At 71.0% G+C, this 11,884-nt stretch carries 9 protein-coding genes and 1 tRNA gene; 4 read left to right on the top strand and 6 right to left on the bottom strand.

Annotated elements, in window-relative coordinates:
- The first annotated feature begins 812 nt into the window (after positions 1-812).
- Positions 813-1,430, top strand: a complete 618-nt coding sequence (locus I4I78_RS07895; RefSeq protein ID WP_218610559.1) for a hypothetical protein — start codon at positions 813-815, stop codon at positions 1,428-1,430.
- Positions 1,431-1,726: 296 nt separating this feature from the next.
- Here I4I78_RS07895 and I4I78_RS07890 read toward each other — a convergent pair whose 3' ends face one another.
- From I4I78_RS07890 to I4I78_RS07880, 3 genes are all read right to left on the bottom strand, one after another.
- Positions 1,727-2,803, bottom strand: coding sequence for a 2-oxoacid:ferredoxin oxidoreductase subunit beta (locus I4I78_RS07890; RefSeq protein ID WP_218610558.1), 1,077 nt, complete (start codon positions 2,801-2,803; stop codon positions 1,727-1,729).
- Complete coding sequence (locus I4I78_RS07885) at positions 2,800-4,725, bottom strand: 2-oxoacid:acceptor oxidoreductase subunit alpha (RefSeq protein ID WP_218610557.1); 1,926 nt, start codon at positions 4,723-4,725, stop codon at positions 2,800-2,802. The genes I4I78_RS07890 and I4I78_RS07885 overlap by 4 nt, the downstream gene beginning before the upstream one ends.
- A 128-nt stretch (positions 4,726-4,853) precedes the next feature.
- Entirely contained in the window at positions 4,854-5,612 is a 759-nt protein-coding gene (locus I4I78_RS07880) for an enoyl-CoA hydratase (protein WP_218610556.1), read from the bottom strand.
- Between the two features lie 191 nt (positions 5,613-5,803).
- On the opposite strand from I4I78_RS07880, the gene htpX reads away from it, so the two are divergent.
- Both htpX and I4I78_RS07870 read left to right on the top strand, forming a co-directional pair.
- Entirely contained in the window at positions 5,804-6,661 is an 858-nt protein-coding gene (htpX, locus tag I4I78_RS07875) for a zinc metalloprotease HtpX (protein WP_218610555.1), read from the top strand.
- A 108-nt stretch (positions 6,662-6,769) separates the two neighbouring features.
- Positions 6,770-7,153, top strand: a complete 384-nt coding sequence (locus I4I78_RS07870; RefSeq protein WP_218610554.1) for a hypothetical protein — start codon at positions 6,770-6,772, stop codon at positions 7,151-7,153.
- Between the two features lie 18 nt (positions 7,154-7,171).
- Here the strand turns inward: I4I78_RS07870 and I4I78_RS07865 are convergent, their stop codons facing one another.
- From I4I78_RS07865 to I4I78_RS07855, 3 genes are all read right to left on the bottom strand, one after another.
- A complete protein-coding gene (locus tag I4I78_RS07865; RefSeq protein ID WP_218610553.1) occupies positions 7,172-9,208 on the bottom strand; it encodes a hypothetical protein in 2,037 nt (678 codons plus the stop codon).
- 36 nt (positions 9,209-9,244) lie between these two features.
- On the bottom strand, positions 9,245-10,486 hold the full coding sequence (locus I4I78_RS07860; protein WP_218610552.1) for an acetyl-CoA carboxylase biotin carboxylase subunit family protein: 1,242 nt from the start codon (positions 10,484-10,486) through the stop codon (positions 9,245-9,247).
- A 134-nt stretch (positions 10,487-10,620) separates the two neighbouring features.
- On the bottom strand, positions 10,621-11,112 hold the full coding sequence (locus tag I4I78_RS07855) for a YajQ family cyclic di-GMP-binding protein (RefSeq protein ID WP_218610551.1): 492 nt from the start codon (positions 11,110-11,112) through the stop codon (positions 10,621-10,623).
- 88 nt (positions 11,113-11,200) lie between these two features.
- Between I4I78_RS07855 and I4I78_RS07850 the strand changes: the two genes are divergently transcribed.
- Positions 11,201-11,282, top strand: a tRNA-Tyr gene (locus I4I78_RS07850).
- The last annotated feature ends 602 nt before the right edge of the window (positions 11,283-11,884 follow it).

Below are 11,884 nucleotides of genomic sequence, written 5' to 3'. Positions count from 1 at the left end.
GGACCGCTGCCGACGGGACCGCTGCCGACGGGACCGCTGCCGACGGGACCGCTGCCGAGGAAACGGGCCGGGGAACCGGGACGGGCTCGGGTGCGGCGGCCGGGGCCGCGGCAGCAGCGGTGGGACTAGGTGCCGCCGGCGTGGGCTACGCGGCGACGCGCGGGGACACCTCCGATGAGCAGGCTCCCGGGACTCCTGCGGCCGCCGAGGACGACAGTGCGCACGCCCGCCGCGAGCCGGCGACACCACCGTCGGGATCCGCGGTCCTCGGGGCCGACACGAGCACGCCCCCGAGCGGTTCACCCACGGTCTCCGACGACGGACGCCTGCCGCCCTCGGCCGGGGGCGACGCACTGTTCGCCGACTCCGGCACGACCACGGCCGGCACCACCCCGGCCGGGGCTTCCGCCACTTCCGCGACGGGGGCGTCCGCGGCCGGGACGACTGCGGCCGGTACGACTGCGACTGGGACGGCTGCGGCCGGAACGACTGCGCCCGGAACGACTGCGCCCGGAACGACTGGCGCGGACACTGCGCTCGGGACGACTACCGCCGGGACGACTACCGCCGGGACGACCGCGGCGGGGACGGCAGGGGCCGGTGTCCCAGCCACGACCGACGCCTCCTCGAGCGCGAGCGGCACGGCGGCCGGGACCGACACGGGCGGGGCCGGCACCCCGTCCACCCAGATCTGGCAGACCGGCTACGACCCGCGGCAGGACCCGCACAAGGTCGGCAGCACCGCGGGCGGCTTCGTCTCCGACGGCGCGGCACCCACGGGGGAGGGGGCCGGGAGCGGCTCCTCCACCGTCGTGACGGGGATCGCCGCCGCGGGCGTGACGGGCGCGGCGGCCGTCGGCGTCGCCGCAGCCTCCGGGACCGACGACACGGGTGACGTCGACACCGTCGACACCACCGACGCCGCGACGACCGGGTCCGGACCCGGCGTCGCGCCGGACGGCCCCGTCGCGCCGGCCAGCCCCGTCGCGCCGGACAGCCCCGTCGGGTCGGGCTCCGGACCGGTCGGTGCGGCGGCTGAGACGCCCGGACAGGCCGCGGGCACGGGGCAGGCGTCCTCTGCCCACCCCGGCGGACCGGCAGGCCAGGACGGCCGTTTCAGCGGCTCCGCGCTGGCGTCGCTGGACTCCGGCCTGATCGGGCCGGCCGGCAGCCCCGCCGGCCCGGATTCGGCCCCGGCCGGAGGGGCGGGCACCGCGCAGGGTCCGCATCCGGGGTCGATCCACGCCCCGGCCGACGGCTCCGCGCCGCCGGACACGCACCAGGTCAAGGCGCACAGCGGCTCGCGCCGCTACCACACGACGGAGTCGCCCTACTACATCCGCACCCGCGCCGACGTGTACTTCATCGGTGTCGCCGAGGCCCAGGCCGCGGGCTTCATCGCCTGGAACGAGCGCCCCGGCAAGCGGTAGCCCCGTAAACCCGGGCACGCGCATCGAGCGTCACGAAGCAGCCGGCCTCACCGCCAGAACGTGACGCTCGACGGGGGCGGCCTCCACCGACGGCAGGTAGGGACCCGTCGAGCGTCACGAAACGGCGGTAGTCACCGCCATGGTGTGACGCCCGATGCGTGCAGGCTCGCTCGCGCAAGGTCGCGGCCCGGGCGACCCCGGCCGGCGAGCACCCCGGTCCGGAAGCACCCCGACCCGGGACCACGTCGGGCCCCGTCCCTGCGCGAGGAACGGGGCCCGACGTCGTCGTGGGTGGGTCAGGCGACGATCGTCCAGGTGTCGCGGCCGTCGAGGAGCTTCTGCAGGTCCGCCTCGCCGTTCGCGGCGTCCTTGGCCTGCTGCACCTGGGCGCGGGCGGCGTCGTCGTAGGTGGTCCGCTCGACCTGCCGGAAGATCCCGGTGACGGTGTGGGTCAGGTCCTGGTCGGACAGCCGGGACAGGGCGAACGCGAGCTCGTGGTCTCCTCCGTCGTGCACGACGATCTGCGACGGGTCGACCGAGGCGGCCTCGACCACCTCGAGCCCGAAGCCCTTCTGGACGACGGCGTGGCTGCCCAGGCCGTCCTCACCCTCGGCGCCGAAGCGGATCGGCTCGCCGTGCGTGACCGGGATCAGGCGGTTCTCGTTCTCGCCCTTGCGCAGCACGTCGAAGCTGCCGTCGTTGAAGATCGGGCAGTCCTGGAAGATCTCGACCAGGGCCGACCCGCGGTGCGCGGCGGCCGCGCCGAGCACGCTGGTCAGGCTCTTGCGGTCGGAGTCCAGCGCCCGCCCGACGAACGTGGCCTCCGCCCCGAGCGCCAGCGAGATCGGGTTGAACGGGTGGTCCAGCGACCCCATCGGCGTCGACTTGGTGACCTTCCCGACCTCGGACGTCGGCGAGTACTGGCCCTTGGTGAGCCCGTAGATCCGGTTGTTGAACAGCAGGATCTTGAGGTTCACGTTCCGCCGCAGCGCGTGGATCAGGTGGTTGCCGCCGATCGAGAGCGCGTCGCCGTCACCGGTCACGACCCAGACCGACAGGTCCGGACGCGAGGTGGCCAGGCCGGTCGCGATGGTCGGGGCGCGGCCGTGGATCGAGTGCATCCCGTAGGTGTTGAGGTAGTACGGGAACCGCGAGGAGCAACCGATGCCGGAGACGAAGACGGTGTTCTCGCGCTTGATCCCCAGCGTGGGCAGGAACTGGCGGACGGCGGCGAGCACGGCGTAGTCGCCGCAGCCCGGGCACCAGCGCACCTCCTGGTCGGAGGTGAAGTCCTTCGCGGTCTGCTTGTCCTCGGTGGTCGGGACCCCGTCGAGGCCGCCGATGCTCGGCAGTCCCAGATCAGTGGCGGTCATGCCTGCGCTCCATTGGTTGCAGCGTGCGTGGCGTGCGGGTGAGTGCCGGTCAGGTAGTCCAGGAACACGTCCTGGAGCTCCTCGGCGCCGAAGGGCAGGCCCGCGACCTTGGTGTAGCTCTTCACGTCCACCAGGTGCTTCGCGCGCAGCAGCATCGCGAGCTGGCCGAGGTTCATCTCCGGGCAGAGCACCGTGGAGTAGGACCCGAGGACCTCGCCGAGGTTGGCCGGCATCGGGTTGAGGTTGCGGATCTGCACGGTGGCGACGTGGTGGCCCAGGGTGCGCACCCGGCGGGCGGCGGCGTTGATCGGCCCGTAGGTCGACCCCCACCCGATGACGAGCATGTCGGCGTCGCCGTGCGGGTCGTCGACGACCAGGTCCGGGACCTCGATGCCGTCGATCTTGGCCTGACGCAGCCGGACCATCCGGTCGTGGTTGTCCGGGTCGTAGGAGATCGAGCCGCGGCCGTCGGCCTTCTCCAGGCCGCCGATCCGGTGCTCGAGTCCGGCCGTGCCGGGGATCGCCCACGGGCGCGCCAGGGTGTCCTGGTCACGCAGGTACGGCCAGAACTCGCCGGACCCGTCGGGGGCGTTCGGCTCGGTCGCGAACCCGGGGTCGACGGGCTGCAGCGAGTCCGCGTCCGGGACCTTCCACGGCTCGGAGCCGTTGGCCAGGGCCCCGTCCGAGAGCACCATGACCGGGGTCCGGTACTTCACCGCGATCGCCGCGGCCTCGACCGCGGCGGCGAAGCAGTCGCCCGGGGTGCACGGGGCGATGATCGGCAGCGGCGCCTCGCCGTTGCGGCCGAACATCGCCTGCAGCAGGTCGGCCTGCTCGGTCTTGGTCGGCAGCCCGGTGGACGGGCCGCCGCGCTGCACGTCGATCACCAGCAGCGGCAGCTCCAGGGCCACGCCCAGGCCCACCGTCTCGGCCTTGAGCGCCACGCCCGGGCCCGACGTCGTGGTGACGCCGAGGGCGCCGCCGAACGCCGCACCGAGCGCCGCACCGACGCCGGAGATCTCGTCCTCGGCCTGGAACGTGGTCACGCCGAACGCCTTGTGCTTGGACAGCTCGTGCAGGATGTCCGACGCCGGCGTGATCGGGTACGAGCCCAGGAAGACCGGCAGGCCGGTCGTCCGCCCGGCGGCGACCAGCCCGTAGGACAGCGCCGTGTTGCCGGTGATCTGGCGGTAGGTGCCCGGCGCCAGCTTGGCCGGGGCGACCTCGTAGGTCACCGCGAACGCCTCGGTCGTCTCGCCGTAGGCGTGCCCGGCGCGGAAGGCCAGGATGTTGGCCTCGGCCAGGTCCGGGCGCTTGGCGAACTTCTCCCGCAGGAACCGCTCGGTGGACTCGCTGGGCCGGTGGTACATCCAGGACAGCAGCCCGAGAGCGAACATGTTCTTCGACCGCTCGGCGTCCTTCTTCGACAGGCCGGTCTCCTCCAGCGCACCGCGCGTGAGGGTGGCCATGGCGACGCCGTGCACGGCGTAGCGGTCCTCGAGCGAGTCGTCCTCGAGCGGGTTCGCCTCGTAGCCGACCTTCGTCAGGTTCCGCTTGGTGAACTCGTCGGTGTTGACGATCAGCACCCCGCCCTGGGGCAGGTCGGCGATGTTGGCCTTGAGCGCCGCCGGATTCATCGCCACGAGCACGTCCGGGCGGTCGCCGGGGGTCAGGATGTCGTAGTTCGCGAAGTGCAGCTGGAACGACGACACGCCCGGCAGGGTCCCGGAGGGGGCGCGGATCTCGGCGGGGAAGTTCGGCAGCGTCGACAGGTCGTTGCCGAAGTTCGCGGTCTCCGAGGTGAACCGGTCGCCGGTGAGCTGCATACCGTCACCGGAGTCGCCAGCGAAACGGATCACGACCCGGTCGCGCTGGACGACCTGGGAGTCGCGGGTCTCGACAGGCGTGTCGCTGGTCGTCATGGGCTGGTCAGTCCCCGGTTCTCCTCGACGGTGATGCGCTAAGGCGAGGTTAACTCTTCGTGAGAGGCGGTGTCCCGTCGCCCGGACCGACGTCACATAACCCGAGTTATGTTATGCGGTGATCCCGATCACTTCTTACTGATCTTCGCCTGGAGTGCGGCGACGCGCTCGCGGAAGTCCTCGGAGTGCACGGACTCGGCCTGGGCCCGGACCTCGATGTCGGTCGCGTCCGCGTGCGAGTCCAGCCGCGAGGTGACGCGCATCGTGGTCTTGGTCTGCTCGATCAGCTTCCGGTCCGCGCCCGCGGCACGTCCGGCCAGCTCGCGGGCCCCCGCCAGCAGCGCCTCGTCGGAGGGGTAGGAGCGCCAGACCAGGCCCACCCGCTGCGCCTCGGCCGCGTCGAGCACGTCGCAGAACAGCGTCATCGCGGCGGTGCCCTGGGCGCCCAGCACCCGGTTCGCCATCCAGGTGTAGCCACCGCCCGGGTGCAGGCCCAGCTGCATGAACCGGACGTCGAACTTCGCCGTCGGGCCGGCCAGACGCACGTCGCAGGCCAGCGCCAGGTTGATCCCCGCACCGACCGCCGCGCCGTTCACCGCGGCCAGCGTCGGCAACGGACAGGCCGCGATGGACAGGAACCCGGAGTAGACGCGCTTGAGCGTCTCCGGGTCCGCCTGCTGCAGCTCGGCCAGATCGCCGCCCGCGCAGAACGCGAGAGCCTCTCCGGTGATCACGATCGCGCCGACGCCCGGGTCGGCGACGGCGGCGTCCACCGCCTCGACGAGCTTGCCGGACAGCTCAAGGTTCAGGGCGTTGCGGCGGGCGGGGTTGGAGACCGTCAACAGCGCGACGCCGTCGGTGATCTCGGCCCGGACCTCGGTACTCATTTCTCCTCCGCGGGACCACACACGTCGTCGGTACTCATACCCCGAAACTATCTCCCCTCCGTGACCCGTGCACGGCGCCGCCGGCGCCCGGCGCCGAACGTGGCGGGCCGCACACGGACGGGATCGGTGGGGAACGTGTACCCGGTACCGCTCGTTCACACAGCAGGATCGAGGGAAGGAAGGGCGCCGCCGTGCACAGCCACCTGAACGGGCTCAAGACGGCCGTGCTGCTCGGCGGCATGAGCGCGGTGATCCTGCTGTTCGGCGCGTTGTTCGGACGCACCGGCCTGGTCATCGCCGTCCTGGTCGCGCTGGGCATGAACGGCTACGCCTACTTCAACTCGGCCAAGCTCGCGCTGCGCTCGATGCACGCCCAGCCGATCACCGAGGCCGAGCACCCCGTGCTGCACCGGATCGTCCGCGAGCTGAGCCAGAAGGCCCGCCAGCCCATGCCGGCCCTCTACATCAGCCCGACCAACGCCCCGAACGCGTTCGCCACCGGGCGCAACCCGCGCAACGCCGCGGTCTGCGCGACGACCGGGCTGCTGGCGCTGCTCGACGAGCGCGAGCTGCGGGCCGTACTCGGCCACGAGCTCAGCCACGTCTACAACCGCGACATCCTGATCTCGTCGGTGGCCGGGGCGATGGCGAGCGTGATCGGTTTCATGGCCAACATGGCGATGTTCGCCGGCGTCTTCGGCGGCGACGAGGACCGGCCGAACCCGATCGCAATGATCCTGATCGCGCTGCTGGGGCCGATCGCCGCCGGTGTCGTGCAGATGGCCGTGAGCCGTTCGCGTGAGTACCAGGCCGACGCGTCCGGGGCCGCGCTGACCGGCGACCCGCTGGCGCTGGCCTCGGCCCTGAACAAGCTGGCGCACGGTACGGCGGCCGTCCCGCTGCCGCCCGAGCCGAGCCTGACCGCGCAGTCGCACCTGATGATCGCCAACCCGTTCCGCCCGGGCGAACGGATGGCCCGCTGGTTCTCCACGCACCCGCCGATGGAGGAGCGGATCGCGCGGTTGCAGGAGATGGCCCGCCGTTCGTGAGCCGCGCTCCGACCGTCCGGCCTGTTCGACCGGGTCGCCGGTAACGCAACGGTGTCGCCTCCACGATGAGTGGGCAGAGGCCCCACCCCCAGCGAGAAGGGCATCACGATGACGGCTCCCCGCCAGCCCCGGCACCGGCTCGCCGACGATCTCGACGCCGCGGACGTCCCGTACGGTGCCGCGCCGGTCGAACCGCTGACCCAGGTGCTGCCGATCATCCCGTCGCAGCGCGCCGCGGTCCCACAGGTCTTCCCGCCGGGTGGTGACACGCCGGCCCCGCCGGGCGGCTACATGCCGGCCCCGCCGGGCGGGCGCGGTGCGGCACCGTCCACCGGGTCATGGCAGGCCGGGGCGCAGCGGACCGCCGCGCGCCGCGGTCCGGTCCCACTGGTGCTCGCCGCCGTCACCGCCGCGGTGCTGGCGCTGGGGGTCGGAGTGGTCGTCGTCGAGTCCGGGCCCGCGGCCGACGCCGCCCCGGCGAGCGGGGAGTAGGCGCCGGGCCGCGGGGCCTCAGACCGGCGAGCGGTCGGCCGGCTCCGGCGAGGCCTGCAGCTCGCCGACGGGCACGCGGTCCGCGCCCCAGCTGCGGTGGATATAGCCGATGACCTGCTCGATCTCCTCGGCGGAGACCTGGTCGACGTCACCGCGCTCGACCGGGTCCACGTGGTAGATGTAGAGCCGCGACGCGAACTGCTCGAACGGCAGCGAGCCCTCCCCGAACCGCTCGCCCTGTCCCGCGGTGCTGACGACGACCCCGTCGCCCCAGTCCTGCCCGCTGTCGTTGTTCGGGTTGTAGAAGTAGACCCGCATGACGTCCTGCGGGTCGAGGCCCACCCGCAGGATCGTGATCGCGTGCCAGCCGATGTACCGGGCGGCACTGTCGGTGGCGGCGATGCCGGCCGGCTGCGGGTGGGTCAACGGCTGGTCACCGTTGTAGGCGGGGTGGTAGTTGGCGTAGAAGTGCCGCATGAAGTCGTCGACGTCGATCAGGTTGCCGGTCTCGACGTCGACGTCGATGTGGAACCCGCGCCCGGTCCACCAGCCGTGGAACTCCGGGTTCACCCAGCGGTGCGGGTCGCCGGGGCGGCCCACACAGCGTCGCCCCATCTCGGCGTAGATCCGGTCCAGGTGCGGCACCACCAGCAGTGACACCGGGTCCAGGTCCGTCGGCAGCGTGGTCGCGACCCCGGACACGCTCTCGCGCGAGGAGATCGCCTGCCCCTCGAAATGCATGATGATCTCGTCGTCACGCGCGGCCCAGACGACCATCTGCAGCAGGTAGTCCGGGTCGTTGTAGGCCCACATGGACAACGCCCGCGCGGACTGGCACGTCGGGTTGTCGCCCTGTCCGACGCCGAGCGGCAGCCCGAGCATCGACAGGACCCCCGCGAGCAGCCGGGCCTCGGGCCCCGGCGTCGGCCCGTAGGCGAGGGTGAGCCGCTCCCGGGCGTAGGGCGAGAGCGGCAGCGCCAGCTGACGCCACAGCGACGGCGCGACCGGCGGCTGGTAGAGGATGCCGCGGTCGAGCATCAGCGCCAGCCCGTAGACGGCCTGCGCGGTCTGCGGGTGAATCGCCTCCTCGATCAGGCGGTGCACCAGGTCGTGGTAGCGCAGCATGCAGTCGCGCCCGGTGTTGGACAGCCCCAGCGCCTCGGCGAGCAGGTAGTCGCTGCCCTCGAGCAGGAACCGCAGCAGCTCCGCGTGGTAGGGCGAGACCAGCCCGGTGTCGTGCATCGCCCGGGCGAACCCGGTCGCCTCGAACTGCAGTGCGCTGGCGTCCATCGCCTCCAGCCGGGACCGGAACACGTCGATGCCGGGGTCCTCCCGGGACGCCTCCGTGGTGCCGAACAGGCTCGTGATGAGCCGGTCCAACCCCTGCACGGCCGAGCCCAGGTCGACGTCCGGGTCGCTCCGGTAGATCGCGATCTGGGTGATCATCTTCTGGACCGGCTCCACCTGGATCGGCCGCTGCCGCAGGATCCGCCAGAGCTCGTCGACCAGCCGGTCGAGGACGCTCTCGTAGCCGATCCGCTCCCCGAGATGGCGGAACAGGTCCCGGATCAGCTGGGCGAGCCTGCCCTGCTTGGTGCGTTCGGCCTCGCTCGGCGGGGTGAACAGCATCGTCAGGTTCGTCGCCAGGACCTGCGTGACGAACTGGTGCGCGTCCTCGGCCGAGATCGCCGGATGGGCGTACTCGCCGGTGGCGATCGCGAGCATCCGCAGCTCGCTGGTCGCCTCCAGCAGGACCGTGTCCGCGTCGCCACTGCGCAGCCCGGCGGCACCCAGCGCGGGGACCAGGATCTCCGGCGATGCCCAGTCCGTGCCCATGAACAGGCCGGCCTCCTCGAGGGCCTCTGCGCGGGACTGGACGGCCGCGCAGCCGCCCGGCTGCTGCAGGGTGCGCCGCAGCGAGTCCAGCACCCGTCGCAGCTTGAGTTGCTTCCCGAAGTCACGGCTCTCGGCCATGGCTCGCGTGGCGTCGTCGAGCGCGGCCAGACGCTTGGTCAGCGTCGCGTCGTCGCCCGGGTCGCTGTCGATCGCCGTCACCGGCTTCCTTCCGCGCAAGAGGTCCTGAGGAGAACGTCAGACGTAGAAATCAAGATCCTCTTGTCTCTTGAGTAGATCGCGCATCTGGTACGGCTCGTCCCCGAAGAAGTACACCAGTCCCCAGTGTGTCCCGAACGCGGTCCGCTTGGTGACCGTCTCCTCGAGCGGGGCCGAGAGCTCGTGGGACTCGAAGTAGTCGTGGTCCTCGGTCTCCTCCGGGATCGCCAGCTCGCTGACGACCCGGCGGCGCGGGTAGACCCCGAAGCACCCGGCGTAGCCCCGGGCGTCGACGACCTCCCGCGGGAAGAACGCGTCGATCTCCTCCTCGGTGGTCTTCGGGTCGAAGGCCAGCACCAGCGCCTGGTAGGCGTTGAAGCCGTAGGCGCGCTCGAGCAGCTCGAAGACCTTGAAGCCCGGCGGCCGGTAGGCGACCTCACCGAAGTACATCTCGCCGTCACTGGTGACGAAGTACTCGGGGTGCACGAATCCGAAGTCGATATCGAAAGCTTTGATCAGCTTCTCGATCTGCTGCGTGATCGCGGGCCGGTACTTCTCCAGCTCGGGAGTGGCCGGTACGAACACCGAATACCCGAGACGGACGTACTCGGAGATGTTCAGGAACTTGATCTTACCGTTGTGTACCCATGCCTCGACGGCGAATTCCCAGCCGTCGAGATGGGATTCCATCAGTACCGGGAACTCCTCGTCCGGAATCCCGTCGACCTCGTCCGGGGTACGGATCACCCGGTGCCCGAGGCTGCCGGCCTTGTCGAACGCCTTGAGGTGGATCGGGTCGTTCGGGTCGCCGTCGAGCTTGAGCAACGTCTGGTTGACGCGCTTGAGGAAGCGGATGACGTCGCCCTTGTCGTGGGCCTCCTCGAAGATCCCGACCCGGATACCGCCGAGCTGGGCGCGTCGCTTCATCAGCGCCTTGTCGCGGAGCAGCATCGCCTGGCCCAGCAGCCGCGGGTTGTCCAGCAGGACCGAGTTGATGGCCCCGGCCCACTCGACGGTCTCCTCGTACAGCGGGATCGCGACGTCGACGCCCTCCTCCTGGAGGGTCTCCGCGATCTCCATCGAGCGGTCGTTGAGCCGCTCGAAATTCCAGGGAATGTAAGGGATCTCGTTGTTCTTGCAGTATTCTTCGGCCCACTCCGGCGCGACGACCACATAGCGGCGGTCGAATCGGTCCAGAGCCTCAACCGCGTTCAGGCTCCAACCCAACAGGGCGACATAGCCCTTGTCCGGGTTTCGGTCGGCCGGCTCGGTCGACGGCATACAGGCCATTCCTTCCCATCGTGGCGTGTCCTAATTCGATCGGACGTCCGTGGCGGACCCTACCTGGCAACGGTGTGGTCGACAGGACGTGCGGCGAGAGGGAGCCGGGGAGCCTCGATGGTGACGCCGGCCACCTACCGGTAGTTGGTGAACTGCAGGGCGATCCCGAAGTCGTTGCCCTTGAGCAGGGAGATCACGGCCTGGAGGTCGTCCTTCTTCTTGCCCGAGACGCGCAGCTGGTCGCCCTGGATCTGGGCCTGGACGCCCTTGAGCTTCTCGTCGCGGATCGTCTTGCTGATCTCCTTGGCCTTGTCCTGGGCGATCCCCTGGAGGATCTTGCCGTTCGCCTTGTAGGACTTGCCGGAGATCGCGGGCTCGTCGACCTCGAGCGCCTTCAGCGAGATGCCGCGCTTGATCAGCTTCTCCTTGAACACCTCGATCCCGGCCAGCAGCCGCTCCTCGGTGTCGGACTCGAAGGTGATCGCCTCCTCGCCCGCCCAGGACAGCCCGGTGTTCGTGCCGCGGAAGTCGAAACGCTGCGACAGCTCCTTAGCGGCCTGGTTCAGGGCGTTGTCGACCTCCTGGCGGTCGACCTTGCTCACCACGTCGAACGACGGGTCGGCCATGCGTCCTCCTCTGCGGGGCCCCCTCGGGGGACCCGGTCGGTTGGTGTCGTATCCTTCTCCACGCGTCAGCGCACAGCGAGCGCACCCCGGCAGGTTGCCCGAGTGGCCAAAGGGAGCGGACTGTAAATCCGTCGGCATCGCCTTCGAAGGTTCGAATCCTTCACCTGCCACACCTTGTGAAAACGGCCCTCGACCAGCGGAAACGTTGGCGGGGGTCGTTCTCGTCGTGAGCCGCACGGCGACACGGGACGAGCACACGGCCCGCCCACGCCGGTGGAGCCGTCGCGAAGCGGGCGCCGAGTTCGGCCACGCGGTGGGAGCGGTGTCCCGGGCGCATGCGGCCGGCGCGCTCCAGCAGGCTCATGCCGTGCTGGCGGATCGAGCGGCCTCGTCGCCGCGCTGTTGCTGGCCGCCAGCGTCGTCATGCCCTCCGCATGAGCGCCACTCTCGTCGGAAAGGTTCCGACGACCACGCCGCTCGCCCAACCCTGCCGGAGGCTCGCGCGAGAGGGAGCGTGCAGCGACCGGCGCTCTCGTCGGACGGGTTGCGACGAGAGCGACGCTCGTCGCCGGGTCGTGCGGGTCGCCGGCGGGCCACTACTTCGGCCTGGCCCGGCTCGTGACCGTCCTGTGCATCGACCCGACGATCCGATGGGCCCGACAGCCCTGAACGCAACTACCTGGCCCCCGTCCCACCCGGTGTCGCTCGGGGCGTGGCCCTGCACAACGGCGCGCTGATCCGAGTCGTCCTGCTGCGTGTCGTTCGTGCTCGT

Origin of the sequence: Pseudonocardia sp. KRD291 (genome assembly GCF_019263595.1) — a bacterium.
Lineage (GTDB): Bacteria > Actinomycetota > Actinomycetes > Mycobacteriales > Pseudonocardiaceae > Pseudonocardia.
This window is presented reverse-complemented; position numbering and strand designations above follow the sequence as displayed.

Coding starts and splice junctions, on each gene's coding strand:
- I4I78_RS07860 (WP_218610552.1), bottom strand. CDS start 10,486: ATGCCGTCGACCGAGCCGGCCGACCGAAACCCGGACAAGGGCTATGTC.
- I4I78_RS07855 (WP_218610551.1), bottom strand. CDS start 11,112: ATGGCCGACCCGTCGTTCGACGTGGTGAGCAAGGTCGACCGCCAGGAG.
- I4I78_RS07885 (WP_218610557.1), bottom strand. CDS start 4,725: ATGACGACCAGCGACACGCCTGTCGAGACCCGCGACTCCCAGGTCGTC.
- I4I78_RS07870 (WP_218610554.1), top strand. CDS start 6,770: ATGACGGCTCCCCGCCAGCCCCGGCACCGGCTCGCCGACGATCTCGAC.
- I4I78_RS07880 (WP_218610556.1), bottom strand. CDS start 5,612: ATGAGTACCGAGGTCCGGGCCGAGATCACCGACGGCGTCGCGCTGTTG.
- I4I78_RS07890 (WP_218610558.1), bottom strand. CDS start 2,803: ATGACCGCCACTGATCTGGGACTGCCGAGCATCGGCGGCCTCGACGGG.